23 protein-coding genes, 1 tRNA gene and 1 other RNA gene are annotated in these 25,027 nt (G+C 70.3%); 6 read left to right on the forward strand and 19 right to left on the reverse strand.

Features of this window, described 5'->3' with window-relative positions; genetic code table 11:
• Positions 1 to 100: 100 nt before the first annotated feature.
• Positions 101 to 1,609, reverse strand: a complete 1,509-nt coding sequence (locus FB465_RS16260) for an MFS transporter (protein ID WP_246192679.1) — start codon at positions 1,607 to 1,609, stop codon at positions 101 to 103.
• 214 nt (positions 1,610 to 1,823) lie between these two features.
• Between FB465_RS16260 and FB465_RS16265 the strand changes: the two genes are divergently transcribed.
• Positions 1,824 to 3,641, forward strand: coding sequence for a S9 family peptidase (locus FB465_RS16265; protein ID WP_145791442.1), 1,818 nt, complete (start codon positions 1,824 to 1,826; stop codon positions 3,639 to 3,641).
• Positions 3,638 to 3,985, forward strand: coding sequence for a hypothetical protein (locus FB465_RS16270; protein ID WP_145791443.1), 348 nt, complete (start codon positions 3,638 to 3,640; stop codon positions 3,983 to 3,985). The genes FB465_RS16265 and FB465_RS16270 overlap by 4 nt, the downstream gene beginning before the upstream one ends.
• Before the next feature lie 33 nt (positions 3,986 to 4,018).
• Here FB465_RS16270 and FB465_RS16275 read toward each other — a convergent pair whose 3' ends face one another.
• From FB465_RS16275 to ffs, 10 genes are all read right to left on the reverse strand, one after another.
• Positions 4,019 to 4,804: an SURF1 family protein gene (locus tag FB465_RS16275; RefSeq protein ID WP_145791445.1), complete on the reverse strand. Its 786-nt coding sequence runs from the start codon at positions 4,802 to 4,804 to the stop codon at positions 4,019 to 4,021.
• Positions 4,805 to 5,016: 212 nt separating this feature from the next.
• Positions 5,017 to 6,150, reverse strand: coding sequence for a hypothetical protein (locus FB465_RS35825; RefSeq protein ID WP_170290604.1), 1,134 nt, complete (start codon positions 6,148 to 6,150; stop codon positions 5,017 to 5,019).
• Positions 6,143 to 6,748 (reverse strand): SigE family RNA polymerase sigma factor, encoded by a 606-nt coding sequence (locus FB465_RS16285; RefSeq protein ID WP_170290605.1) that lies wholly within the window; start codon positions 6,746 to 6,748, stop codon positions 6,143 to 6,145. Before FB465_RS16285 ends, FB465_RS35825 begins: the two co-directional genes overlap by 8 nt.
• A 146-nt stretch (positions 6,749 to 6,894) precedes the next feature.
• Positions 6,895 to 7,956 (reverse strand): aspartate-semialdehyde dehydrogenase, encoded by a 1,062-nt coding sequence (locus FB465_RS16290; RefSeq protein ID WP_145791447.1) that lies wholly within the window; start codon positions 7,954 to 7,956, stop codon positions 6,895 to 6,897.
• The gene (locus FB465_RS16295; RefSeq protein ID WP_145791449.1) at positions 7,953 to 9,233 is read right to left on the reverse strand and encodes an aspartate kinase; all 1,281 of its coding nucleotides are present in this window, start codon (positions 9,231 to 9,233) and stop codon (positions 7,953 to 7,955) included. Before FB465_RS16295 ends, FB465_RS16290 begins: the two co-directional genes overlap by 4 nt.
• Positions 9,234 to 9,512: 279 nt before the next feature.
• The gene (locus FB465_RS16300) at positions 9,513 to 10,175 is read right to left on the reverse strand and encodes a DUF5063 domain-containing protein (RefSeq protein WP_145791451.1); all 663 of its coding nucleotides are present in this window, start codon (positions 10,173 to 10,175) and stop codon (positions 9,513 to 9,515) included.
• Positions 10,168 to 10,767, reverse strand: coding sequence for a recombination mediator RecR (recR, locus tag FB465_RS16305; RefSeq protein ID WP_145791452.1), 600 nt, complete (start codon positions 10,765 to 10,767; stop codon positions 10,168 to 10,170). The genes FB465_RS16300 and recR overlap by 8 nt, the downstream gene beginning before the upstream one ends.
• Positions 10,768 to 10,974: 207 nt before the next feature.
• Complete coding sequence (locus tag FB465_RS16310; protein ID WP_145791454.1) at positions 10,975 to 11,316, reverse strand: YbaB/EbfC family nucleoid-associated protein; 342 nt, start codon at positions 11,314 to 11,316, stop codon at positions 10,975 to 10,977.
• 101 nt (positions 11,317 to 11,417) lie between these two features.
• A complete protein-coding gene (locus FB465_RS16315; protein ID WP_145791456.1) occupies positions 11,418 to 13,553 on the reverse strand; it encodes a DNA polymerase III subunit gamma and tau in 2,136 nt (711 codons plus the stop codon).
• Positions 13,554 to 13,612: 59 nt separating this feature from the next.
• An RNA gene (ffs, locus tag FB465_RS16320) (signal recognition particle sRNA small type) lies at positions 13,613 to 13,709 on the reverse strand.
• A 128-nt stretch (positions 13,710 to 13,837) separates the two neighbouring features.
• On the opposite strand from ffs, the gene FB465_RS16325 reads away from it, so the two are divergent.
• A tRNA-Ser gene (locus FB465_RS16325) sits at positions 13,838 to 13,922 on the forward strand.
• An 852-nt stretch (positions 13,923 to 14,774) separates the two neighbouring features.
• Here the strand turns inward: FB465_RS16325 and FB465_RS36965 are convergent.
• The gene (locus FB465_RS36965) at positions 14,775 to 15,143 is read right to left on the reverse strand and encodes an NAD(P)H-binding protein (RefSeq protein ID WP_246192680.1); all 369 of its coding nucleotides are present in this window, start codon (positions 15,141 to 15,143) and stop codon (positions 14,775 to 14,777) included.
• A gap of 77 nt (positions 15,144 to 15,220) precedes the next feature.
• On the opposite strand from FB465_RS36965, the gene FB465_RS16335 reads away from it, so the two are divergent.
• Complete coding sequence (locus tag FB465_RS16335) at positions 15,221 to 16,990, forward strand: RICIN domain-containing protein (RefSeq protein ID WP_145791458.1); 1,770 nt, start codon at positions 15,221 to 15,223, stop codon at positions 16,988 to 16,990.
• A gap of 479 nt (positions 16,991 to 17,469) precedes the next feature.
• On the opposite strand, the gene FB465_RS16345 is transcribed toward FB465_RS16335, so the two are convergent.
• Complete coding sequence (locus FB465_RS16345; RefSeq protein ID WP_145791460.1) at positions 17,470 to 17,694, reverse strand: hypothetical protein; 225 nt, start codon at positions 17,692 to 17,694, stop codon at positions 17,470 to 17,472.
• On the reverse strand, positions 17,691 to 18,212 hold the full coding sequence (locus FB465_RS16350; protein WP_145791462.1) for a carboxymuconolactone decarboxylase family protein: 522 nt from the start codon (positions 18,210 to 18,212) through the stop codon (positions 17,691 to 17,693). Before FB465_RS16350 ends, FB465_RS16345 begins: the two co-directional genes overlap by 4 nt.
• Positions 18,213 to 18,318: 106 nt before the next feature.
• Here FB465_RS16350 and FB465_RS16355 point away from each other — a divergent pair, with 106 nt between their 5' ends.
• A complete protein-coding gene (locus FB465_RS16355) occupies positions 18,319 to 18,867 on the forward strand; it encodes a TetR/AcrR family transcriptional regulator (RefSeq protein ID WP_145791463.1) in 549 nt (182 codons plus the stop codon).
• A gap of 58 nt (positions 18,868 to 18,925) precedes the next feature.
• Here the strand turns inward: FB465_RS16355 and FB465_RS16360 are convergent, their stop codons facing one another.
• From FB465_RS16360 to FB465_RS16370, 3 genes are all read right to left on the reverse strand, one after another.
• Positions 18,926 to 19,156 carry a hypothetical protein gene (locus tag FB465_RS16360; RefSeq protein ID WP_145791465.1) on the reverse strand — a complete coding sequence of 77 codons (231 nt, stop codon included), beginning with the start codon at positions 19,154 to 19,156 and terminating at the stop codon, positions 18,926 to 18,928.
• 838 nt (positions 19,157 to 19,994) lie between these two features.
• Positions 19,995 to 20,273, reverse strand: coding sequence for a hypothetical protein (locus FB465_RS16365; protein WP_145791466.1), 279 nt, complete (start codon positions 20,271 to 20,273; stop codon positions 19,995 to 19,997).
• Between the two features lie 823 nt (positions 20,274 to 21,096).
• The gene (locus FB465_RS16370; RefSeq protein WP_145791468.1) at positions 21,097 to 22,242 is read right to left on the reverse strand and encodes an FAD-dependent oxidoreductase; all 1,146 of its coding nucleotides are present in this window, start codon (positions 22,240 to 22,242) and stop codon (positions 21,097 to 21,099) included.
• 136 nt (positions 22,243 to 22,378) lie between these two features.
• Here FB465_RS16370 and FB465_RS16375 point away from each other — a divergent pair, with 136 nt between their 5' ends.
• A complete protein-coding gene (locus FB465_RS16375) occupies positions 22,379 to 23,032 on the forward strand; it encodes a TetR/AcrR family transcriptional regulator (RefSeq protein ID WP_170290606.1) in 654 nt (217 codons plus the stop codon).
• A gap of 509 nt (positions 23,033 to 23,541) precedes the next feature.
• On the opposite strand, the gene FB465_RS16385 is transcribed toward FB465_RS16375, so the two are convergent.
• Positions 23,542 to 24,108, reverse strand: a complete 567-nt coding sequence (locus FB465_RS16385) for a PIN domain-containing protein (RefSeq protein ID WP_145791470.1) — start codon at positions 24,106 to 24,108, stop codon at positions 23,542 to 23,544.
• Between the two features lies 1 nt (position 24,109).
• Positions 24,110 to 24,574, reverse strand: a complete 465-nt coding sequence (locus FB465_RS16390) for a helix-turn-helix domain-containing protein (RefSeq protein ID WP_145791472.1) — start codon at positions 24,572 to 24,574, stop codon at positions 24,110 to 24,112.
• Positions 24,575 to 25,027 lie beyond the last annotated feature (453 nt).

Here is a 25,027-nt window from a genome sequence, read left to right on the forward strand (position 1 = left end):
CAGAGGGGCGCGGGGAAGTGCGCGACATCGGAAGTGACGGCGCCGCACCTTCCGCCTCGCGCAGTTCCCCGCGCCCCCGTAGTTGCCCGAACCTGATCGGCTACGGCCTCGCTGCCGCGAGGGCCCGGCGGGCGCGGCCGCCGAACAGGTCGGCCAGCGCCGCCAGCAGGGCCAGCGCGACGAAGGCGAGCGCCACCAGCAGGGCCTGCTGGAAGGCCCCGGCCCAGTCCTGATGGTGGGCCGCGGCCTGGGAGAAGAACACCGACCCCACGGCCGCGATCCCGATTGCCGAGCCGATCCGCTGCGCGGTCTGCAGCACTCCCCCGGCGCTGCCGGCCCGGACAACCGGGACCTCACCGAGCGTCAGGGTCTGGTTCGGCGAGACCACGAGGCCGCTGCCGACCCCGGCCACCAGCAGCGGCAGCGCCGTCGCCCAGCCGACCTGGCGGCCGGACCACAGGTGGACGGCGAGTGCGGCCCCGGTCAGACCGAGCACCACCAGGACCAGACCGAAGGTCACCAGCGGCCGGCCGAAGCGGTGCACCACCCGGCCGCCGACCGCCGCGGACACCCCCGATCCGAGCGCGAACGGCGTGATCGCCAGGCCGGCCAGCAGGGCGCTGTAGTGCTGGCCGGCCTGCAGGTAGAGGCTGAAGATGAAGAAGATCGCCGTGAAGCCGGCGAAGTAGACCAGCGAGAGCAGCACGCCCAGCGAGTACGACCGGGCCTCGAACAGGCTCATCCGGACCAGGGGTTCCCGGCGGCGGCCGTAGCGGAGCTCCCAGGCGACGAACAGGGCCAGCAGGACCATCGCGACCGGTACCAGCAGCCATTTGGCGTCGTTCTGCCACTGCTGCTGCACGAAGGGGAGCAGCAGGAGCAGGGTGCCGCTGCCCAGCAGGAGGACCCCGACCGGGTCGAAGTCGCTCCGCCTGGGCTGCGCGCCGCCGGCCTGCGGCAGGGTGGGCGCGGGCAGCAGCCGGTACGCGGCCGGCAGGGCGAGGAGGCCGATCGGCAGGTTGACGTAGAACACCCAGCGCCAGCCCTCCCCGGCGCCGAAGGCCTCGATCAGAAGGCCGCCCAGCAGCGGTCCGACCGAGGTGGAGATGCCGATGGTGGCCCCCAGCATGCCGAAGGCCCGGCCGCGCTCCGGCCCGCGGAAGAGCTGCTGGATGAAGCCGGAGACCTGCGGGACCAGGACACCGCCCGCCATCCCCTGGACCAGCCGGGCACCCACCAGCCAGGCCTCGTTCTGCGCGGCGCCGGCCACCGCGCTGGCGGCGGTGAAGAGGGCGAGACCGGTCATGAAGACGGCGCGCCGGCTGCGCGCGTCACCGAGCCGCCCGCCCGGGACGAGTGCCAGCCCGAAGGCGAGGGAGTAGCCGGAGAGCACCCACTGCACTCCGCTCTCCGACAGGTGAAGGCCGTTGCGGACGGAGGGCAGGGCGACGTTGACGATGCTGACGTCGAGCAGGGTCATGAAGCCGGCCACCAGGCAGACCGCGAGCGCCTGCCAGCGCTGGTCGCGGCCCCGCCGCCCGGAGCCCGGGCCGGGTTCACCACGGGAGCTGAGGGCCGAGGAGCCGTTCGGCGGGAGCGGTGTGCTCACGGGGGAGCCTTTCGCGGTGGAAACTGCGCCGTGCGCCACCCCACCGGGGCAGGCGGTCAGGACACAGTAGCGCGGCGGTTTGCCCCTGAACGTCCCGACTCGGCGCGCGGCGGCCAGATCAACTGCGTGCGCGAGATCGGAAGGCATCGACGTGTGCCCTACCGCTGTGTCCGCGGCGTTCCGCTCGCCACCCGCCATCGGGTTGGATGGGGGGATGAGTGACGAGAAGAGCGCCGTACCGGCGTGGGAGCAGCGGTTCCGGGCGGCGCGGGTCTCACTGCCCGACTGGGCCGAGGACGCCCCCGAGCGGGCGCTGTACGTGTCGAACGCGACCGGCACGTACGAGGTGTACGCCTGGGACCGGACCGCCGACCGGCACCGGCAGGTGACCGACCGGCCGAACGGCACCACGGACGCCGAGCTGAGCCCGGACGGCCGCTGGATCTGGTGGTTCGACGACACCGACGGCGACGAGTTCGGCGTCTGGCGCCGCCAGCCCTTCATCGGCGGGCCGGACGAGGAGGCGGTGCCGGGCGTTCCCGCCGCGTACTCGGCGGGCCTGGCCCTGGGCCGGGACGGCACGGTCGTGGTCGGCACCTCCTCGGACGACGACGGCACCACCCTTCACCTGCGCCAGCCCGGCGCGGCGGCGCCCGAGACGATCTACCATCACGAGGAGTACGGCGGCGTCGGCGACCTCAGCTACGACTCCGCCCTGCTCGCGATCGACCACACCGAGCACGGCGACGCGATGCACTCGGCGATCCGGATCGTCCGCACCTCGGACGGCTCGACGGTGGCCGAGCTGGACGAGGTCACGGGCCGAGCGGAGCCGCGGGGCGTGGCCTGCCTGGGCTTCGCCCCCGCGGTCGGCGACCAGCGGCTGCTGGTCGCCCATCAGCGCCGGGGCCGCTGGGAGCCGATGCTCTGGGACGTCCTCACCGGCGAGGAGACGGAGCTGCTGCTCCGCGACGACCGGGGCGGCGAGTTCCCGGGCGACCTGTCGGCGCAGTGGCGCCCCGGGGCGCGGTCGCTGCTGGTCGAGCACGAGTACGAGGCGCGCAGCGAGCTCTTCTCCTACGACCTCGAGAAGGGCGAGCTGACCCGGCTGGAGACCCCGCGCGGCACCGTCGCCGGGGCAACGGCCAGGCCGGACGGGACGGTTGAGTTCCTCTGGTCCTCGGCCGCCGAGCCCTCGGCGGTACGGTCGACCTCCGGCGCAGTGGTACTGCGCGCTCCCGGGCCGGTCCCGCCGAGCTCGGTGCCGGTGGAGGACGTCTGGGTGGAGGGCCCGGGCGGCCGGGTGCACGCACTGGTCCAGCGGCCGGACGGGGAGGGCCCGTTCCCGACCGTCTTCGAGGTCCACGGCGGCCCGACCCACCACGACAGCGACTCCTTCGCGGCCGGCCCCGCCGCCTGGCTGGACCACGGCTTCGCGGTGGTCCGCGTCAACTACCGCGGCTCGACCGGCTACGGCCAGGCATGGACGGACGCGCTGCGCGAGCGGGTCGGCCTGATCGAGCTGGAGGACATCGGCGCGGTACGGGACTGGGCGGTGTCCTCCGGGCTCGCCGACCCGGCGCAGCTGGTGCTCTCCGGCGGTTCCTGGGGCGGGTACCTGACGCTGCTCGGGCTCGGTGTGCAGAGCGGGAGTTGGACGCTCGGCCTGGCCGCGGTGCCGGTCGCCGACTACCTGACGGCGTACGCCGACGAGATGGAGGCGCTCAAGTCGCTGGACCGCACGCTCTTCGGCGGCACCCCCGAGGAGGTTCCCGAGCGCTGGCAGGCCTCCTCGCCGATCACCTACGTCGAGCAGGTGCAGGCGCCCGTCTACATCAGCGCCGGGGTGAACGACCCGCGCTGCCCGATCCAGCAGATCGAGAACTACGTCGGGCGGCTGGAGCAGCTGGGCAAGGTGCACGAGGTGTACCGCTACGACGCCGGGCACGGTTCGCTGGTGGTCGAGGAGCGGATCAAGCAGCTGCGGCTGGAGATCGACTTCGCCCTGCGGCACCTCGGGCGGGCCCGGTGATCAGACGCTGGGCCCTGGCGACGGGCGTCGTGCTCGCCGTACTGCTCACGGCCACGGCGTGCTCGGGCGAGAGCGAGGACCCCTGCGGAGACTCGCAGGCGGCCGAGCGGGCTGACGAGCCGGTACCGGCCGGAGATCCCGTAGTGGCCGGGGAGCCGGTACTGACCGCGCAGTTGCTCGCCAAGTCGGGGAAGGGATCCAAGGGTTCCAAGGGGCGGCGGGTGGTGCACCACCACTCGAACTCGAACTCCAGCTCGGGCCGGTCGGACGGGTGCGGCGTTCCTTCGCCGTCGCCCTCGGTCTCCCTGACCCCCAGGATCCCGGCGGCCCCGACGAAGCGTTAGCCCTCCGCGGGTGGCGGTGGCGGTGGCGGTGGCTCAGTCCAGGGCCGGATCGAGACCGAGGACCCGGTCCTGGGCCGCCTCCGCCTCGCGGCGCACCAGGCGGAACCACATGAAGACGACGAAACCCGCGAAGACGAACCACTCCAGCGTGTAGCCGAGATTCTGGAAGGCCCGCAGGCTCAGCCCGTTGCCGCCCTGCGGCTGGACGGTGGGCACCACGGTGAGCCCGGCCGGTACGGCGTCGGCGGCCACCCAGCCGTCGTACGTCCCGTACGGCAGGACGTTGACCAGCGCGGCCGGGCTGATCGTGCCCAGCTGGCCGGACGGCAGCCCGCCGGCCACCGCGCCGCCGCTGCCGCTGGTCTCCGGTGCCTGCAGCCGTCCGGTGACGGTCACCTCGCCGCTCGGTACGGCGGGCGCCGGGGCCGCACCCGGCGAGCCGGCGGCCCAGCCCCGGACCACGGCGACGGCCCGGCCGTCGGCGGTGCGGAGCGGGGTCAGAACGTAGTAGCCCTGCCGGCCGTCCACGGTGCGGTTGGGGACGAGCAGTTGGTGCGCCGGGTCGTAGCTGCCGGTGGCGGTGACGGCCCGGCCGACCGTGTCCGTGCCCACCTTGGACTGCGCGGTCGCCAGCACGCTGCCGAGCGGGACGGCCTCGCCCGGGGCGGCGGCGGCCGAGCGGGCGGCGTCCTGGTGGGTGGACACCCGGTCCTCGAAGCGGCCGAGCTGCCAGGAGCCGAGCCAGATGCAGACCGCGACGGCCACCAGGGCGACGACGGTGCCGCCCAGCCAGCGCGAAGTCAGGAGAAACCGGTACACACCCACCACGGTAACGACTGCTCCCCGCACCCCGGCCGCAGGGGTCGCCGCTGTGCGGCTCCGCCGGTAGGCACGGCGCCAGCGAGAACAGGGGCGCGGGGAACTGCGCGAAATCGGGAGGGCACAGGTCGTCGCCTTCCGATCTCGCGCAGTTCCCCGCGCCCCTGGGATGCCCAATCATGATCGTGCACCTACTGGCGAAGCCTCTACGGCTACCCGCCCGTGGCCGGGGCGCCGGACGGCTGGGCGGCCGCCACCTCCTGGGGCGCCGCGCGGTAGACCGTGCCGGTGCACGCACCGTTCACCACCGCGGTGGCGACGGCCGGGCCGCCCGACTCCGGGGTGTGGGCGAGCGTGATGCTCGGGGCCTCGCCGGTCGGCGTCGCGGTGGGGCTCGCACCCCCCGTCGGTGAGGCCGAGGCCTCGGCGGTGGAGACGGTGGAAGTCTCGGCCGCCCGCGAGTCGGCGCCCGCAGCCTGCCCACCCGCCGTCGGCGCGCTGCCCGACTGCCCGCTCGGGGCGGCGGACTTCGCGCACGGCGCGTCCGGCACCCAGCCGAACTGCACCTGGTAGCCCGCCTGCGGCGCCAGCACCAGCGAGCGGGGCGCCCCCGCAGGGTCCGGCAGCGCACCGGCCGGGTCGCCGGCCGTGTGCTCGACGACCTTGACCTTGGACGGGTCGGTCCCGCTGGCCGCGCTGACCAGCACGGTGCCCGCGCCGGTCAGCTCGCAGCTTCGCCCGGAGGTGTTGCGTACCGTGAACCAGCCGTAGACCTTGCCGCTGCCGTCCGCCGCCGCGAGGTGCGAGCTGGCCTGCCCGAGGTCCGCCCGCCCGCAGCCGGGTACGGGTGCCGTGCCGGCCGAGGCCCCGCCCGTCCCGGTGGAGAGGCTGCCGCTGACGGAGGCGGTGTCGGCGCCGGCCGGCGTACCGGCCGGGGCGGTGGCCGGGTTGGCCGGGCGGGGGGTGTGCGGCCTGCCGGTGGCCCCGGACCCGTTCGGGCCTGCCGTCCCCACATGGTCGTCGTCCGCCAGGGCGGAGCCCGGGGCCGGGCCGCCGGACAGGTCGAAGTGCTGGACGCCGTGGATGGCCGGGACGGCGGCGGCCGTGAGCAGCACCGCGGCGGCCGCGCCCGTCCAGACGTTCCGCTGCCGGGCACGGCGGCGTGGCACGGCCCGCTGGATGCGGTGCAGGGCGGCGGGATCGGGCTGCACCTCGTCCACGGCCCGGTGCAGCAGGGCTCTGAGCTCACGCTCCATCAGGCCGTCGGAGCCGTGGGCGGCGGAGCTCTGGCTGTCGGTGTGCCGGTCGCCGAAGCGCCGGCCGTCGGAGCGGTGATCGTCAGTCATGGCTGCTCTCGCTGCTCTCCATCAGGACCCGCAGGGCAGCAAGGCCGCGCGAGCCGTACGCCTTCACCGAGCCGAGGGAGATCCCCAGCGTGTCGGCGACCTGCGCCTCCGTCATGTCCGCGTAGTAACGCAGTACCAGCACCTCCCGCTGACGGCGTTGCAGCCCCCTCAGCGCGGCCTTCAGCTGGTCGCGCTCCAAGGCATCGTAGGCACCTTCTTCTGCACTGGCCATGTCAGGCATGGGCTTGGGGAGCAGACGCAGCCCCAGAATTCGCCGTCGAAGCGTCGACCGGGACAGGTTGACCACGGTCTGGCGCAGGTAGGCGAGGGTCTTCTCCGGCTCGCGGACCCGGCGCCGGGCGGCGTGCACCCGGATGAAGGCTTCCTGGACGACGTCCTCACAGGACGAGAGGTCGTCGAGCAGCAAGGCGGCGAGACGCAGCAGGGATCGGTAGTGGGCCTGGTAGGTCTGGGTCAGGTGGTCGACGCTGGCTCCCGCCGCGTCCGCTGCGGCTGTGCCCATCCGGTTATCGACCAGCCGGCCCGCTCGCGGCGGCAGTGCCACCACCGGCAGTCCCACCACCGGCACCGCTGCCATGGGCATTGCCCCCATTACGTTCGCCACACGTGTTGGACACTCGATCCCCTGTCATGGTTGCCCGGCCCGCAGGACATTCTCCCGCACATGCAGAATCCCCCTCCAGGGGGTCGAAGGGGGATTCTGACAGGTCGTCTCGCAAGGCGTCAGGCGGTCGTCAGCTCCGCCGCGACGACCTCGGCGATCTGGGCGGTGTTCAGCGCCGCGCCCTTGCGCAGGTTGTCGCCGCAGATGAAGAGGTCCAGCGCGGTCGGGTCGTCGATCGAGCGGCGCACCCGGCCGACCCAGGTCGGGTCGGTGCCGACCACGTCGTTCGGCGTCGGGAACTCGCCGGCCTCCGGGTTGTCGTACAGCACGACGCCCGGGGCGTCCCGCAGGATCTCCTGCGCGCGGGCCTGGGTGACCTCGCGCTCGAAGACCGCGTGGACGGCCAGCGAGTGCGTGGTGATCACCGGGATGCGGACGCAGGTCGCGGAGACCTTGAGGTCCGGCAGACCGAGGATCTTGCGCGACTCGTTGCGGACCTTGAGCTCCTCGGAGGACCAGCCGTCCTCCTTGAGCGAGCCCGCCCACGGCACCGCGTTCAGCACCAGCGGCGCCGGGAACGGCCCGTTGTCGGTGATCACGGCGCGCAGGTCCCCCGCCATCTCGCCGACGCCGGTGCCCGCGACCTGCTTGATCTGGTCGCGCAGTGCGTCCACGCCGGGCTGCCCGGCGCCGGAGGCCGCCTGGTACGAGGCGACCACCAGCTCCTTGAGCCCGTACTCGGAGTGCAGGGCGGCCAGCCCGTTCATCATCGTGAGCGTGGTGCAGTTCGGGTTGGCGATGATGCCGCGCGGCCGGATCCGGGCCGCCGCCGCGTTCACCTCGGGGACGACCAGCGGGACGTCCTCGTCCATCCGGAACGCGCCCGAGTTGTCGACCGCGATGACGCCCTTGGCGGCCGCGATCGGCGCCCACTGGGCGGAGACCTCGTCCGGGACGTCGAACATCGCCACGTCGATGCCGTCGAACGCCTCCTCGGAGAGCGCCACGACCTCGACCTCCTCGCCGCGCACGGTCAGCTTGCGGCCGGCCGAGCGCGGGGAGGCGATCAGACGGATCTCGCCCCAGACGTCCTCACGGGAGGAGAGGATGCCGAGCATCACGGTGCCGACCGCGCCGGTGGCGCCGACGACCGCGAGGTTCGGCTTCCTCGGGGAGGTCATCGCCCGGTCCCGCCGTAGACGACCGCCTCGTCGGAGTCGCTGTCGAGCCCGAAGGCGCTGTGGACGGCGCGGACGGCCTCGGGGACGTCCTCGCCACGGGTGACCACCGAGATGCGGATCTCGGAGGTGGAGATCAGCTCGATGTTGACGCCGGCCTCGGAGAGCGCCTCGAAGAAGGTCGCGGTGACACCGGGGTTGGAGCGCATACCGGCGCCGACCAGGGAGATCTTGCCGATCGCGTCGTCGTAGCGCAGCGACTCGAAGCCGATGCCCTCCTTGACCCGGCCCAGCGCGTCGATGGCCTTCTGGCCCTCGGTCTTCGGGCAGGTGAAGGAGATGTCGGTGAGGCCGGTGGACGCGGCGGAGACGTTCTGCACCACCATGTCGATGTTGACCTCGGCGTCCGCGATGGCGCGGAAGATCCGGGCCGCCTCGCCCGGCTTGTCCGGCACCCCGACGACGGTGACCTTCGCCTCCGACGTGTCGTGGGCGACTCCGGAGATGATGGCCTGCTCCATCTCGCCCCCTTCGGGCTTGATCGGGTTGGTGCTGCTGACAATGGTCCCCGGAAGTCCGGAGAACGACGAGCGTACGTGAATCGGGATGTCGTAGCGCCGGGCGTACTCGACGCAGCGGTCGAGCAGCACCTTGGAGCCGGACGAGGCCAGCTCCAGCATGTCCTCGAAGCCGATCCAGTCGATCTTGCGGGCCTTCTTCACCACGCGCGGGTCGGCGGTGAAGACACCGTCCACGTCGGTGTAGATCTCGCAGACCTCGGCCTTGAGCGCGGCGGCGAGCGCCACCGCCGTGGTGTCCGAGCCGCCGCGGCCGAGCGTGGTGATGTCCTTGCTGACCTGCGACACCCCCTGGAAGCCGGCCACGATCGCGATGTTGCCCTCGTCCAGGGCACTGCGGATGCGGCCCGGCGTCACGTCGATGATGCGCGCCTTGTTGTGGACCTGGTCGGTGATGACCCCGGCCTGGCTGCCGGTGAACGACTGGGCCTCGTGCCCCAGCGATTTGATCGCCATGGCCAGCAGGGCCATGGAGATCCGCTCTCCAGCGGTCAGCAGCATGTCGAACTCACGGCCGGCAGGGATGGGTGACACCTGCTCCGCGAGTTCGATCAGCTCGTCCGTCGTGTCGCCCATCGCGGACACCACGACGACGACCTCATGGCCGGCCTTCTTGGCGTCAACGATTCGGCGGGCTACGCGCTTGATGCCCTCGGCATCCGCAACGGATGAGCCGCCGTACTTCTGCACGACAAGGCCCACGTGCGCTCCTCGACTTGTGTCGTTTCCCCCGGGAAAGCGGGGGTTCTGCGGTCCGCGTCAGTCTACCGAGCAGGGGTGCGACTCCTGCCCGATTCCATATGATGAGACGCCGATTTCGGCTGATGGTCATCGGTCGGACAGCCGGACCGGCAGGTCTGCGGGGCACCCCGGGCACGCCCGAAAAATTGCCGGGCCCGGGGTCACGAGGCCTCGGTTTTCACATCCGGAAGATTTTTGACGTCTTGGTCACAGTCCCGGCCGGGCCCGGCCCGAGGCGGGTCAGGGGCGGGGCTGCAGGCCCAGTTCGGCGGCCATCAGGTCGCCGGCCTGCTGCTCCAGCTGCTCGTCCGTCAGCCCGTCGTCGTCCGTGTCCGCCCCGTCCGCCGCCGCACCGATCGGGCTGTCCAGCCGCACGTGCGCGATCAGCGACTGCAGCGCGCGCAGCACCGCCGTGCAGGTCGAGCCCCAGTTGGAGAGGTACGAGAACTGCCACCACCAGAGCGCCTCGCTGACCCGCCCCTCGCGGTAGTGGGTCAGCCCGTGCTGCAGCTCGCTGACCACGCCGGCCAGATCGTCCGAGATCCGGAAGGCGTTGGGCTTCTCCGGCGGACCGTACGGGTCGAAGACCTCGTGGTAGACGTCGATCGGCGCGAGCAGCTCGGCGAGGCGCTCACGCAGCTCGACACCGTCCGGCTCCGGGCCGGTGTCCGGCTCGAAGCGGTCGTCCGGGAGGACGTCCTCGATGGCGCCCAGCCGACCACCCGCCAGCAGCAGCTGGGAGACCTCCAGCAGGAGCAGCGAGACCGCGCTCCCCGGCTCGTCGCCCTTGGCCACCTCGGTCACGGCGAGCACGAAGCTCTCGACCGAGTCGGCGATCTGGACGGCGAAGTCGTCGGGTTCGTGCTTGTGGGTACTGGTGCTGCTTTGCGTACGGTCAGACATCGAGCAGTCGTCTCCCTTCGAAGGCCCGGCCGAGGGTGACCTCGTCGGCGTACTCCAAGTCCCCGCCGACGGGCAGACCGCTCGCCAGCCGGGTCACCTTCAGGCCCATCGGCTTGCACAGCCGGGCCAGGTACGTGGCGGTCGCCTCCCCCTCCAGGTTGGGGTCGGTGGCCAGGATCAGCTCGGTGACCGAGCCGTCCGCCAGCCGCGCCAGCAGCTCACGGATCCGCAGGTCGTCCGGGCCGACCCCCTCGATCGGGCTGATCGCGCCGCCCAGCACGTGGTAGCGGCCGCGGAACTCGCGGGTCCGCTCGATCGCCACCACGTCCTTGGGCTCCTCGACCACGCAGATCACCGCGAGGTCGCGCCGCGGGTCGAGACAGACCCTGCACTGCTCGGACTCCGCGACATTGCCGCAGACCGCGCAGAACCGGACCTTCTCCTTGACCTCCAGCAGCGCGTGCGCCAGGCGGCGGACGTCGACCGGATCGGCCTGAAGGATGTGGAAGGCGATCCGCTGCGCGCTCTTGGGCCCGACGCCGGGCAGCCTGCCCAGTTCGTCGATCAGGTCCTGAACCACGCCCTCGTACAACGTCGCGCCTTCTTTCGGTTCCCTAGGCCGGGGCATCTGCTCCGGTGCCATCATCCAACGAATCGGGCGCCGGACACACCGTCCGACGCCCGACTCACCCATAAATCACACAACCCTGCGGGAGCTCTCAGAGCTCGCGGAGCTCCTGGAGCTCTTGAAGCCCCTGGCCCTCGTGGCCCTCGTGACCCTCGTGACCCTCGTGACCCTCTAGAACGGGAGCCCCGGGATGCCGCCGCCGCCCAGGCCCTGGGTGAGCGGGCCCATCCGCTCGGCCTGGATCTTCTGAGCCGCCGCGTTGGCGTCCCGGACTGCGGCCAGAATCAGGTCGGCCAGCGTCTCGGTGTCCTCCGGGTCGACGGCGGCGGGCGCGATCGTCAGCGCCACCAGCTCGCCGGCGCCCGTCACCGTCGCCTCGACCAGACCGCCGCCCGCCGAACCGCTCACCTTCGCCTCGGCCAGCTCCCGCTGCGCCTTCGCGAGCTCCTCCTGCATCTTCTGCGCCTGCTTGAGCAGCTGCTGCATATTGGGCTGGCCACCACCAGGGAACACGGCTCACTCCTGCCTGTGCACGTACGTCTGTACGTCTCGCCTACGGGACATCTCACTGACGTCACACGAGCCTACGCCGCGTGACGTGCCACCGGGCGGGCTCACCCGTTGTGGTGGATCTCCTCGAGGACGGTCGCGCCGAGCTCACGGATGATCAGTTCCTGGCCCGAGTACGCATCCTCCTTCAGCTCCGGGTCGTCCTCCTCCGGGATGTCGTCCTCGGGCGCGACCATCGGAGCGGACGGGGCTTGCGGGGGAACGGGCTGCTGCTGCACCGGCTGCGGCCGCGCCGGCGCAGGGGCCTGGGCCGCCTGGACGGGCGTCGGGGCCGGCTGCTGCACGACCGGTGCGGACCGGGGAGCCTGCGAGGCTCCGCCACCCCAACCGCCGCCGCTCTGGGGCGGCGACTGGGTGGACGTACCGCCGCTGCCGGACGGGTCGACGATGCACTCGATCCGCCAGTCCACGCCGAGGGCGTCGGCGAGGGCCTGCTTGAGCACGTCGTCGCTGTTGCTGCTGACGAAGCTGTCGCGAGCGCCCGCGTTGATGAAGGAGACCTGCAGCACGCTGCCGTCGAAACCTGCGACCTGGCCGTTCTGGCTGAGCAGGATCCAGGTGAAGCGGCGGCGGTTCTTCACCGCCTCCAGGATCTGCGGCCACAGCTGCCGGACCTGCGCCGCACCCTGCTGGGCGGAGGCGGAGGGCTGGCCCTGTGCCGCCGCCGGCTGCGGAGCTGCGGGTACGGGCGCGGGTGCCTGGGCGGGTGCGGGTGCAGGCTCGGGAGCCGGCGTCGGGGTCGGTGGTGGTGTCGGTTCGGGCGCTGCGCCGGCCGGCTGGAAGCTGCGCGGGATCGGCCATGCGCCCGGAGCCGGCCCGGCCGGGGCCGCGGGCGGCGCCTGGACGGGGGCCGGGGACGGCGCCTGGACGGGGGCCGGGGACGGCGCCCGGGTCGGCTCGGCGGTCGGCGGCGGGGCCATCTGAACGGCCGGAGCCGGGACCGGTGCGGGTCCGGGCGCCGCTGCGAGTGGCGATGCGGGCGGCGCGAAACCGCCCACCGGGGCCGCCGCGAAACCACCTGCCGCCGCGCGCCGCTCCAGCTTGTCCAGCCGCGCCTGCAGCGACAGCTCGTCGTCGTACGCGCCGGGCAGCATCACCCGGGCGCAGATCAGCTCCAGCTGCAGCCGGGGCGCCGCGTTCCCCCGCATCTCGGTCAAGCCGGTGTTGACGATGTCGGCCGCCCGGCTCAGCTCGGCCGCGCCGAAGCGGTCCGCCTGCGCCTGCATGATCGCGACCCGGTCCGCCGGGGCGTCGATGAGCCCCTTCTCCCCCGCGTCCGGCACTGTGGCCAGGATCACCAGATCGCGCAGGCGCTCCAGCAGGTCCGCGACGAAGCGCCGCGGGTCGTGCCCGCCCTCGACCACGCGGTCGATGACCTGGAACACCGTCGCCCCGTCGTGCGCGGCGAAGGCGTCCACCACCTCGTCCAGCAGCGCCGAGTCCGTGTACCCGAGCAGCGACGTCGCCATCTGGTACGTGACGCCGCCCTCGCCGGCCCCCGCGAGCAGCTGGTCCATCACCGACATCGAGTCACGCACCGAGCCGGCGCCCGCCCGTACGACCAGCGGGAACACCGAGTCCTCGACCTGGATGCCCTCGCGGCCGCAGACCTCCGCGAGGTAGTCGCGAAGCGTGCCGGGCGGGACGAGACGGAAGGGGTAGTGGTGCGTACGGGACCGGATCGTCCCGATCACCTTCTCCGGCTCCGTGGTCGCGAAGATGAACTTGAGGTGCTCCGGCGGCTCCTCCACCACCTTCAGCAGCGCGTTGAAGCCGGCCGAGGTCACCATGTGGGCCTCGTCCAGAATGAAGATCTTGTACCGGCTGTGCACGGGCGCGAAGAACGCGCGCTCACGCAGCTCACGGGCGTCGTCCACACCACCGTGCGAGGCGGCGTCGATCTCGATCACGTCGATCGAGCCGGGCCCGCCGGTCGCCAGGTCGCGGCAGGACTGGCACTCGCCGCACGGCGTGGGCGTCGGGCCCTCGGCGCAGTTGAGGCAGCGGGCCAGGATGCGGGCACTCGTCGTCTTGCCGCAGCCGCGCGGGCCGCTGAACAGGTAGGCGTGGTTGACCCTGTTGTTACGCAGGGCCTGCTGGAGCGGAGCGGTCACGTGCTCCTGCCCGATGACCTCTGCGAAAGTCTCGGGGCGATAGCGGCGGTACAGGGCTAGGGACACGCCACCGACGATATCGGGACACGCCGACAAACGCGTCGCCCCCGTCATCCCCCGGGGAACGCAAGGACCCCTCGTGCACCCGCCAGAGCCCTCCTACCCTTGCTGCCTTCCGGCCCTGGGGGGGTTCAGAGAGATAACGCCACACGAGGGGCTGCCCCAAGAGTAGCGGATCCAGAACCCCGGCCGCACCGCCTCCCCCTGTCGACGATCCGCAGGCAGCCACCCGCGACCACCTGCGGATAGGTGGTCGCGAGCACCCCCGAACATGTACTAAGCTCTCCCACGGAGGATTCGCCTAGTGGCCTAGGGCGCACGCTTGGAAAGCGTGTTGGGGGCAACCCCTCACGAGTTCGAATCTCGTATCCTCCGCACTCGCCCACCTGGGCAAACGAAGGCCCGGACCGTTTAGCGGTCCGGGCCTTCGTCGTCTCGTGGTCTCAGTTTTGGTCTCAGTTGTCGGCGCGGGCCCAACCGAACTCCTGATCACCGCGAAGGTGCTGCGGCAGAATGGCACTAGTTCACCGCCGCGTCCCACCTCGACGTCCGCGGTCTCGGCAGGCGGAAGGAGGGGGCGTCGTCCAGCGGACCCGCGCACCCGCTCACTCCAAGTAGCGAGATGAGCAGTTCGTCGAGCCAACCTGGTACGCCTACAACTGATGACCACAGCCCCACAGAGCAACCTTGAAGAAGCTGCTGGCCCAGCTTCTCGACCGCAAGCCGATGCGCTCCGAGGCGACGCTGCAGGCCGATGTGCGGCAGCTGCTGTTGGAAGGCGACCTTAACCTCGAAGAGAACGACCTGAGCGTCGACCTGGAGGCCCCGGTCGGTGCATCGACGTCGAGGTCGGTTTCACCGCTATTGAGGTCAAGAGGGACCTCCGAAGCACCTCGATCCTCAAGGACGCCGAGAAGCAGCTCGGCGGCTACGTCCGGACAGGACCGAACAGGTCGGCCAGCGCTATGTCGGGATCCTGACAGATGGGGCTGATTGGCGCGCCTACAACCTGGCCGGCGACAACCTCGTGCAGGTCAGCCGTTTCGAGGTGAAGCAGCGCACCGCGCGGCGTGCGCCACCTCGTCGCGGGAGACCTGGCCGAAGCGGTTGGGCGGCGGCGCGAGGTGCGCCTGCCGCTCGGTCGGGGTGTCGACGAGGGCGGCGGGACGCAGGATCGTCCATCCAGCGGCCGGTCCCTGATCGCCTCCTCGGCGGCCCGCTTCGCCTTCAGGTAGGCGTCGAACTCCGGGTCAGCTCCGGATCGCCGACCCGCTCCAGCCCCATCGAGGAGACCAGCAGATAACGGCGCGCCCCGGCCAGTTCGGCGGCGTCCGCCAGCAGCACCGCACCGGCCCGGTCGACGCTCTCCTTCCGGGCGGCCCCACTGTTCGGTCCGGCCCCCGCGGCGAACACCACCGCGTCGGCGCCCTTCAGGTGTTTCGCCAGGGCCGCCGCGTCCACCCGCTCCAGGTCGCAGACGATCGGCCGGGCCCCGACCGCCTCCAGGTCCGGACCCTGCGCGGCGTCGCTACCGGAGCGAGGCCGGATCGCCGGTCGGCGCGCGGTGCCCGAAAAAATCTTTGCGATCCGCGGCAACCCTTTCGGGGGCGGCGACAACTGGGGGGTGTCCGGACACCCGGTCTGTCACAGACAACGGCTGAAAGAGAGCAGACATGTCCCTCGCCCCAAGTCACAGGAAGCGGCGCCTGTACCAGCGTCGGAGTTTCTGGGCGGCCGTCGGCCTGGCGGTCCTTGGCGGCTCCGTGGCCGTGGTCAGCACGGCCTCGGCGGGAACCGTCGACACCAACGCCTGGTACACGCTGGTCAACCGCGCCACCGGCGAGTCGCTGGACGCCCTCGACTACGCCACGTACGACGGTTCTCCGCTGGGGCAGTGGAGCCGTACCGGCGGGACCAACCAGCAGTGGAAGTTCGTCGACTCCGGCGAGGGGAACTACCGGCTGCAGAACCGTAACTCCGGCAAGGTCCTGGACGACTACGGCTGGTCGAACGCCGAAGGCGCCGCGCTGGTGCAGTGGCGCGACCTGAACGGCGCCAACCAGCAGTTCCACCTGGAGAAGTCGTCGGACGGTTACGTGCGTCTGATCAACCGCTTCAACGGCAAGGCCGTCGAGGTCCCGGGCGGTTCCAAGACCGACGGGAGCCACCTCGCCCAGTACCACGACTGGAACGGCCCCCAGCAGCAGTGGCAGCTCGTCCCGGTCGGCGGCAACACGGGCGGCTCCGGCAGCACCGCCACGCCCACCACGCCCGCCACGCCCACCAAGCCGACCGGCAGCGCTCCGGCGAGCCAGGCTCCGAGCACCGTGCCGCCGGCGTCCCCGGCCCCCGGCGGCGGCAGCTCGGCAAAGACCCTCATGGGCAGCACAACGATGCTCATCGGCGGCGCGATGGACGACTCCTCGGCGAACGCCGCGCCGTTCGACGTGCGGTACAACTACGTGCACAGCCAGCCCGCGCCCTCGTCGGACTACTACACGGCGGCCCGCTGCCAGGACGGGTGGGGGGGCTGGTGGGGCTGCTGGACCGGCAGCACCACGGCGCCCGGCACGTTCGTGACCTACCGGGACGCCAATGCGGCCAAGGCGACCTACCAGGGCAAGTCGCGCCCGCAGAAGCAGCTCTGGACCTGGTACTCGCTGCGCGACCTCGGAGACGCGGCGGGCCAGGGCGACGGCCCGGGCGAGGTCCAGGCCATCAACCGGACCGACCTGCTCACCCGCTACCTGAACGACTACCGCTTCTTCCTCCAGAAGATCGGCACCTCGCAGGACATGATCGACCTCGAGCCCGACTTCTGGGGCTACGTCCGCTCGCTCGGCAACCCGCACCAGGTCGCCGCGCAGGTCAAGGCCTCGAACCCCACGGACTGCGGCTCGCAGGAGAACAGCGCCTCCGGCCTGGCCCAGTGCCTGATCTCGATGGGGCACAAGTACGCGCCGAACACCGGCGTGGGCTTGCACCTGTCCTGCTTCGACTGGGAGCAGAACACCCCGCAGTGCGCCAAGGACTACACGGACCTCGGGGCGAAGAACGCCGACTTCCTGGTCACCGACGTGACGGACCGCGACGCGGGCTGGTACGCGCTGCCCGCCCACGGCAGCAAGAACACCTTCTGGAACGACCAGAAGGGCTTCGCCGCGCTCGCGTTCTACAAGACGATGGCCGAGGCCACGGGCAAGTCGGTGGTCCTGTGGCAGGTCCCCCTGGGCAACATGGCCCAGAACAACACGCCCAACCACTACAAGGACGACAAGGTCGACTGGTTCTTCTCGCACCTGGACCAGGCGGCGAGCGCGCACGTCGGCGGCATCCTGTTCGGCGCCGGCTGGACGGAACAGACCACGCCCGAGACCGACGGCGGCAACCTGATCAACAAGACCATCGCCTACCGCAACGCGGGCGGCACGCCGCTCAAGTAACCAGCAAGCGCAGTTCGGCCGCTGCCCAGCAGTTCGCTCCGCTGCAGGTCAGGACGGGTGTGAACCCCGGCGGACGGGGTTCGAGAGAATTGGAAAGCGTGTTGGGGGCAACCCCTCACGAGTTCGAATCTCGTATCCTCCGCACCCGCCCGCCAGGGCAGACGAAGGACCCGACCGCACTGCGGCCGGGTCCTTCTTCGTTCACAGTCTCATCTGCAGTCCCAACGAGCCTTCTCTGTGGCCCGCTGCCTTCTACCCGCTTGTCATCGGACAGCGACCGTCAGACAGCCATGAGTCGCCGCGATCACCGCAGAGCTTGGCCACGGCGTCGATGTCCGACGACCGCGGAACAACCGGCCGCTGCCGTCGCAGCGCGTTCTGGGCCACGGCCACGCCGATCGCATACGTGTGGCCGTGGAAGGCCGGTAGCGATCAGCGTCGCGCAAGTGCCGGCCGGAAGCGCCCCACTGGGGGGAGGGTCAGACTCGCGGTGCGCCGCCCGTGTTGGGCTGGAAGGTGATCACGCGTATGGCGGGGGCCGAGACCGTCTGGACGACTCCAGTGCCGGGGATGTTCAGGTGGGCGAACCCACCTTCGATCGCGACCAGGGCCCGCGCGACCTCGCGGGTAGGGCGCCCGTCGGGACCGGTCACCTCGTAGCCGTCGACGAGTTCGACGGACGCCTCGCGCCAGTCGGCGTTCATGCCTGCACCTGCGGGAAGTCGAGCTCTGGCTGCGCCAGGTGGTTGAAGTAGTTCGACAGCGTGTTGAGTGCGACGTGTGCGACCACCTCGGCCAGCTCGGTGTCGGTCACCCCGGCCATACGGGCCCGGGCGAGCGCGGCGTCCTCGACCCGGCCCCGGCTGCGCACGACCTGACGGGTCAAGGAGAGGATCGCGTCAGCGTGCGGATCGGCATCGTCCGCGGCCTCGCGCGTGCGCCGCAGTTCCGCCTCGCTCAGGCCCATCCGACTGCCGCGCAGGCTGTGGGCGCTGACGCAGTAGGTGCAGTCGTTCTCCTGCGCGATCAACAGCGCGATCTGCTCGCGCAGCCGTGGGCTGAGGGCGCCGCGGGTCAACTCGTCCCGCATGGCCAGGTAGCCGGCCAGTGCGGCCGGGCCGTTGGCCATCGCGGCGTACAGGTTGGGCACTCGTCCGAGCTGCGCTTTCGTACGGTCGAGAAGACCACCGGGATCCTCGGTGAGCTGGGGAATTCGGGGCATCGCTGAACGCCTCCTCCAGAAGACGGTACCGATCGGTACCGTTCGGTCGATGCAGGAACGGTACCGATCGGTACCGATCCTGGTCAAGAGCGACTACGATCGAGGCATGCCCTCCAACGCCAGGCAGCGCCTGCTGACCACCGCCGAGGAACTCTTCTACGCCGAAGGCATCAGGGCGGTCGGCGTGGAGCAGATCCTGAACACATCCGGGGTCGGCCGGGCATCCTTCTACCGTCACTTCGCCAGCAAGGACGACCTCGTCGTCGCCGTTCTCCAAGACCGCGACAAGCGCTGGCGTGCCTGGCTCGCGGAACGCGTCACCACACACGGCGGAGGGCCCCTCGCCGTGTTCGACGCACTTGCCGAACGCTTCGCCCGCCAGGACTTCCGCGGCTGCGCGTTCATCAACACCATGGTCGAGACCGCCGACCCCACCAGCCCCGCCCACCGCGTCGCGGCACAGCACAAGGCCGAGGTGGCCGCATACGTCGAGGCACTGCTCACGACTGCGGGAGCATCCGAACCCGCAGCGTTGGCAGCGCAATTCACACTGCTGATAGACGGGGCTCTCGTCACCGCACTGCGCGAGCGCACGCCCGACGCCGCCGCCCGCGCCCGCGTCGTCGCGGCCACCCTGCTCGCTTCCACCGCCTGACCGGGGCCGGACTCGCGGGCACCCCTCGCGGCCGAGGTCCTGCGCGCACTACCGCCCGTTACGCGTCCCGTACCCGGAGCACTGACCCGCCCACCAGGAGCGCGCCCGCGGCCCACGCGGCGAGGACGCCCTTGCCTTGCCACGGACCGATCGGCAACTGCCGCAGGTTCCGGGTCGGTTGGACGGCGAGCCCGGCCGTCATCGGCGCCAGTTGCAGCAGATACCGCTGCCAGGCCCGGTCGGTGACGACGTGCGCCAGCACGTGGAGGAGGTAGAGCAGCCCGAGCATGGCACCGATCGCGGCTGCGGCGTCCCGAACTCGCCGTGGCGACGCCCAGTGCGATCAGGGCGACCAGCGTGAGATAGAGCACCGATCCAGCCGCCGCACGCAGCCCAGCCCGTTCCGGCCCGTACCTACCACCCCACAACGCCTACATCCTGCTCCGAAACTCGATCTACTTCGACGGCCACGGAACCACACAGGCGCTCGTCGTCCTGCTGCTCTACCTGGTGATCCCGGCAGCGGCCCCCATGTGCCTCGACCGGTTCCGCACCCCGGCCATCTCGGTGACCCCCGCCACCGAGACCGAAGCCGCGGCCGTGATCGTCCCGGTCGGCGCCCTGCCGTAGGCCGGTGAAGGTGGAAGCGGTGTCATGACGGAAGGTGAGCGCGTAGAGGCAAGTGCCGCCCCTGCTCGGCGTACGCCTCTCGGGTGCGACCTCTGGGGTGAACGCCTGGGAGAAGGTCGGCTTCCACACCGTCGGCGCCCTGCACGAGGCGGCTATTGGCTCGGGCAGGTCTGCGACGAGGTCATCATGGACGCCCTCGCCACCGACTTCTCCAGCCCCTCCGCGATCACACTCCTGCTGCTTTCCTGAGCGCGCCGGTCTGTGCTTCGGCAGGGATCCTGGTCTCAGTTTTGGTCTCGTTCATCGCCGTCCAGCCGCGTACAGCCGCTCTCCCATTTGCAGGAAAACCGCAGGTCAGGACTCCCCTGAACCTACATAGCCAATGAGAGCCCGCTGACCTCAGCCATGGCCCCAACCCCGGTCCCCCGGTCGGGTTGCCGGATCGCTGACGCCACGCGTGCCCTCCGATCGCGGGCCTCCGGCGGCCGGGATATGGTCTACACCAGCCCGGTCAGTCGGAAAGCCGATCCCCTTCGCGCCGGCTGCCACCCCTGATCGAGCGCGGCGCGAACTCCCGCCCCGACGATGGAGGGAACCACGGGAAAGGCCGATGTCGCCGCCATCAACACCGCGCCCTTCTGATCGGCCTGCTCAACCACGAACTCGAACCGCCCCGACGCGCACCCTGTGCAGCAACCGGCCCCGCCGGACACACGCCACCGGTACGCCATGCCATCGACCGTGATCAGGCGGGTGCCCTTCTTCCGCAGAGCCAACTGTCTCCTCCTCGACTCGGACGTAACGTCAGGCGCGAGTGCCGGCGCCTTCGAATTGAATCCGACAGCCCGGCTCGGCTTCCGCCCCGACGACCGGCTCGATCATATTTTGTCTCCGGAGGTGATGCTCTCGTTTTCGGCGCCCCTCGAACGCCTGGCCCTGCGCCGTCGAAGCCGGGTGGGTTCGACACCTGCTAGAGATCCAGAACCGACCAGACCTGGTCGACGACTGCCGCGCAGGCACAGGCCTGATCAGGATCAGGAACAACTGCCCGACATCACGCATTCAACTTCAGTAACCGAACAGTGCCGTGCAGAATTGGAAAGCGTGTTGGGGGCAACCCCTCACGAGTTCGAATCTCGTATCCTCCGCACCCGCCCACCTGGGCAGACGAAGGACCCGACCGCACTGCGGCCGGGTCCTTCGTCGTTCCGTGGTTGGGTCCGGAGGGGCCGCCGCCGGGCTGCGCGCGGCTGGAAGCCCGACGAGTCCGACAGCAGGGCCCTCAACCCGCTGTCCGGCCCTGCACAGCGAAGCGGGCGCGGCGCTGCCGGATCGGCCCTTGGGCCGATGGGCACGACACCGACGGACAGCCGACCCATGGCAGCCACTACGCACAGTCACCGCTGCGCTGTGGAGGCAACACGCTCGAGCTCGGCACAGATCGGCTTCCTTCTGAGCCCCTCTCAATGAAGATCACTTCCATTGGCCGTTGAGGACGGGGCGGCGCGGGCGGCGTCGCCGATCCAGACCAACCACTCAGTCCCGGGACCCAACCGCCCCAGGGTTTCTCCCGGTGTTCTTGTTCTCGCAGGCGGGGGCTCAGGGCTGGGCGTCGCCGTGGTCGCCGAAGTCGGAGATCTCGGCGGACAGCAGGTGCTCGGCGCCGCCTTCGAGGGTCTTGGCCGTCTCGGTGGAGCGGGGGAGCATGGTTTTCTCGTAGGTGCGGATGGCGTCGTCGACGGTGGCGGAGTCGGCCAGAGCGAGGGCGAGTTCGCTGGCGTCGAGCATGGCGAGGTTGACGCCGACGCCAAGTGGGGGCATCAGGTGGGCGGCGTCGCCGAGCAGGGTCACGGTCGGGTTGTGCTCCCAGGTGTGCGGGACGGGGAGGGCGAAGATCGGGCGCTCGACGTAAGGGCCGTCGTTGTCGGTGATCATCTGGCGCATACGGGGCGACCAGTGGTTGTACGCGTCGAGAAGCGGGACGCGGATGGCGTCGGTGTCGTCGATGGTCAGGCCGCTCTGGCTGATCCAGTCGACCGGGACCCGCCGGATCAGGTAGACGCGGATGTGGTCTCCGCTGTTGCGCTGGGCGAACAGGCCGCGGTCACCGTCGGCTGCATGGGCGCCGCCCGGGCCGACCAGTTCGGCAATGTCGGGGTGGCGGTTCTCGACATCGGAGAACCAGGCCTCCAGGAAGCTCACCCCGGTGTACTGGGGGACGGCGGGGGACACGGCCGGGCGTACCCGGGAGAAGGCGCCGTCGGCGCCGATGACCAGATCGGTGTCGATGGTCGTTCCGTCGGTGAAGTGCAGCTGCCGCGGCCCGTCGGCGGGCCCGCTGATCGTGTCGAGGGCCTGTCCCCAGCGCACGGTTCCCGGTTGCAGGGAGTCGAGCAGCAGGTCGCGCAGCTGGCCGCGGTCGATTTCCGGCTTGAAGAACTCGCCGGCCTCCGGGACCTGATGGGACGTCATCGTGCCGGTCGGGTCCATCAGGCGCATTTCCTGCCCTTCGGGGCGGGCCAGCTTGAAGAACTCGTCGAGCAGGCCGGCTTCGCGCAGGGCGATCTGGCCGTTGTCGGCGTGCAGGTCCAGGGTGCCGCCCTGGTTGCGGGCGTCGGGGCCCTGGTCTCGGTCGTAGACGGTGACCGCGATTCCGCGCCGTTGGAGGATGCGGGCGCAGGTCAGTCCGCCGGGTCCGGCGCCGATGATGCTGATCCTGGCCTGGGCAGGTGCTACGGAGTTCATGGTGTTCCCTTCGCCGGCGCCAGATCACGGCCGCGGCCTTGTGCCGCGGACTCGTCGGGCACCGCCCTATGTTTCTGCAACGGCTACAAACATACAACGGTTCCAACTTTGCCTGATGCCGGGTAGGGTTGAAGACATGGCAGAGACGATCGACCGCGCAGGAACGGGCGGGCGGCGCGAACGCAAGAAGGCCGCCACCCGCCAGGCGATCGCCGACACGGCGCTGCGGCTGTTCCTGGAACGCGGCTACGAACAGGTGGGTGTCCGCGAGATCGCCGAGGAAGCCGACGTGTCGGTGTCGACCCTGTTCAACTACTTCCCCCAAGGCAAAGAGGCCCTGGTCTTCGACGAGGACGCCCGCAACGAGACCGCCCTGGTCCGCGCGGTCACCGACCGGCCGCCGGGCCAGGCGATCCCCCACGCTCTGCGCGCCCACCTCACCGGCTTCGTCGACTCGGCTCACACCCGAGACCCCCGCTTCGCCGACTTCCAGCGGCTCATCCACGAGACCCCGGCCCTGCGCGAGTACTCCCGCGCGATGTGGCTGCGTCACGAGCACGCTCTGGCCCGTGCTCTCGCCGACCAGTCCGGCCGGCCGGACGGCGACCTCATCTGCGCCGCCTACGCCCGGTTCACCCTGGAGATCCTCGCGTTCGCCGGCTCCCGCCCCGACCCCGCCGCCGCCATCGACCAGGCCTGTCTCCTGCTCGACCAGGGCTGGACGGCCACGGTCACCCAGCATGACCCCGAATCCGGCAGACCCGCCAACGCCCCGTCCCCAACCGCATAGGCCTGCGAATGGCTTCACGCCGATTTCGAGGACGACCTACGGGCGTTCTACTTCGACGCCTGCGGGTTCAAGCCGACGAACGAACGCAGGTCACATCTCGCTCTGCGCGGGCTCAGCGCACCCGGCCATGGACAGCCGCGAAGCCCCTGGTAGGGCAGGTCTCACCACGACTCCGGCCTGGTTCCTGGTCTCAGTTTTGGTCTCATTCATCGCCGTTCGCGCCGGTTCAAGCGGCTACCCGCCAGCCGGAAAGACACAGGTCAGAACATGGATGGACCCCGCCGGACAGCGCTCAGCAGAATTGGAAAGCGTGTTGGGGGCAACCCCTCACGAGTTCGAATCTCGTATCCTCCGCACCCGCCCGCCAGGGCAGACGAAGGACCCGACCGCACTGCGGCCGGGTCCTTCGTCGTTCCGTGGTTGCCGTTTTGGTTGCAGTTGCCGAGATCCACCGGAAAACGGCTGACTGCACGACCGCGTCTGGCTGGCGGGCCTTGAGACGCGGCGCGTCAGATGCCCTCGACAGGCCCACTGCGGAGCATGCTCACTGATCCGATCAGCTGAGATCTCTCCAGTTGGCCCAGCACGTCGTCAAACGTGACTGGCTTCCGTCGTCGACTGCTGACGATCTCCATGACACAGCCATAGACAACACGGTCGTCCAGATCGATCAAGTCCATGACGAAGTCGTCAGCGGTCTTCTGCTCGATGTCCCACTCGGCTAAGCGCTCGGACGGGAAGTCCTTACTGTTATCGGTGACGATCACTTGCGCGCCTGCCTTGATCGCCGCCGCGAGGACGTGGCGGTCGTTTGGGTCGGGAAGCTTGAGCCCCTCGATCAGAGGCTCGTAGTCGTTAACGATGCAGTCCCGCACGGCTCCGTTCATGCGGCGCCGCAGCTCCGCACGCTTCTCGTCGTCTCCAACGTCGTTGCGGCGGAGCGCAGCCTCCATCTCGTCGAGGATCTGTTCAGTCCACTTGGCTTGGACGATCCCGTGCTGGGCCAACCGGATGAGCAGATCCCGCACCGTGTTCGGGTAGAGCACGTTGGAGTCGTACAGAACGGTGAAGGCCATGTCAGAGCAACCCCAACTCCTCGTCGAAGGCCGTGAGAGAGTCGGCTGCATCCTTGCGCTCGCGATCGTCTCTGCGCTTGTACTCCATGACATCGTTGAACTTGATGCGGCGATGGCGTCCGACCCGCTCGAAGGGGATGTCTCCCTTCTCCAGGAGGCCAATTAGGTAGGGCCTGGAGACGTTGAGCATGTCGGCGGCAACCTGGGTGGACACGATGGCATTTACAGGCATGACCTGCACGCCCTGCCCGTTTGCGAGGGCGGCGAGCATCGCTGCGAACATCTCGACGGTAGGACGGGGCAGGACGAGGGGGTCATCAGGACCGACCTCACCGAGGATGGTGATGTCCGTACTGGCGTCCGTGTTGTGCGCGAGGTAGTCACGGATCCTACGCAGCGCACGTTCGGCACTCTGAGCGTCGACCGTGCCTGGAGCGATCTTCCGGCCTTCCGTGGCAGCTGCCATGGTCGCACCTCCTAGTCCCCTAGTGTAGTCGAAGCATCCGAAGCATTCGAATTATTCGCAATGCCTTCCCGTGTAACGATTCGGCTAAGCACTGGGTACTGCCAGTTCACTCGATCGGAGGAGCAACAGCTGCGTCAGGTCAGCCTTGCCCTGGACGAGCTGCGTCGACCTGCGGCGGGCGAGCACACCCGGTGACGGGCGCCTGGACCGGTCGACCTCATCAAGCAGGGTGAGACCAATCCCCTCCGGCGCGGTCAAGTTCATCGACGCTCCCTCACGGCGATCCGTGGGCCAACAAGGGTGAACCCGGGTCCGAGTCGACCGGCGCGTGGTTGCAGTTTTGGTTGCATTCACCCCCGTCCAGCGCCGTTCAGAGCCTGGCTATTGAACCGCTCCGCCGCAGGTCAGGATACCTACACCCGCCCCTGAACGGCCGGACGGACAGTTGGAAAG

This window comes from Kitasatospora atroaurantiaca, from assembly GCF_007828955.1.
Taxonomy (GTDB): domain Bacteria; phylum Actinomycetota; class Actinomycetes; order Streptomycetales; family Streptomycetaceae; genus Kitasatospora; species Kitasatospora atroaurantiaca.

Coding starts and splice junctions, on each gene's coding strand:
- FB465_RS16335 (WP_145791458.1), top strand. CDS start 15,221: ATGTCCCTCGCCCCAAGTCACAGGAAGCGGCGCCTGTACCAGCGTCGG.
- FB465_RS35825 (WP_170290604.1), bottom strand. CDS start 6,150: ATGACTGACGATCACCGCTCCGACGGCCGGCGCTTCGGCGACCGGCAC.
- FB465_RS16350 (WP_145791462.1), bottom strand. CDS start 18,212: ATGCCCCGAATTCCCCAGCTCACCGAGGATCCCGGTGGTCTTCTCGAC.
- FB465_RS16345 (WP_145791460.1), bottom strand. CDS start 17,694: ATGAACGCCGACTGGCGCGAGGCGTCCGTCGAACTCGTCGACGGCTAC.
- FB465_RS16370 (WP_145791468.1), bottom strand. CDS start 22,242: ATGAACTCCGTAGCACCTGCCCAGGCCAGGATCAGCATCATCGGCGCC.
- FB465_RS16265 (WP_145791442.1), top strand. CDS start 1,824: ATGAGTGACGAGAAGAGCGCCGTACCGGCGTGGGAGCAGCGGTTCCGG.
- FB465_RS16355 (WP_145791463.1), top strand. CDS start 18,319: ATGCCCTCCAACGCCAGGCAGCGCCTGCTGACCACCGCCGAGGAACTC.
- FB465_RS16360 (WP_145791465.1), bottom strand. CDS start 19,156: ATGCTCGGGCTGCTCTACCTCCTCCACGTGCTGGCGCACGTCGTCACC.
- FB465_RS16300 (WP_145791451.1), bottom strand. CDS start 10,175: ATGTCTGACCGTACGCAAAGCAGCACCAGTACCCACAAGCACGAACCC.
- FB465_RS16385 (WP_145791470.1), bottom strand. CDS start 24,108: ATGGCCTTCACCGTTCTGTACGACTCCAACGTGCTCTACCCGAACACG.
- FB465_RS16390 (WP_145791472.1), bottom strand. CDS start 24,574: ATGGCAGCTGCCACGGAAGGCCGGAAGATCGCTCCAGGCACGGTCGAC.
- FB465_RS16285 (WP_170290605.1), bottom strand. CDS start 6,748: ATGGCAGCGGTGCCGGTGGTGGGACTGCCGGTGGTGGCACTGCCGCCG.
- FB465_RS16290 (WP_145791447.1), bottom strand. CDS start 7,956: ATGACCTCCCCGAGGAAGCCGAACCTCGCGGTCGTCGGCGCCACCGGC.
- FB465_RS16375 (WP_170290606.1), top strand. CDS start 22,379: ATGGCAGAGACGATCGACCGCGCAGGAACGGGCGGGCGGCGCGAACGC.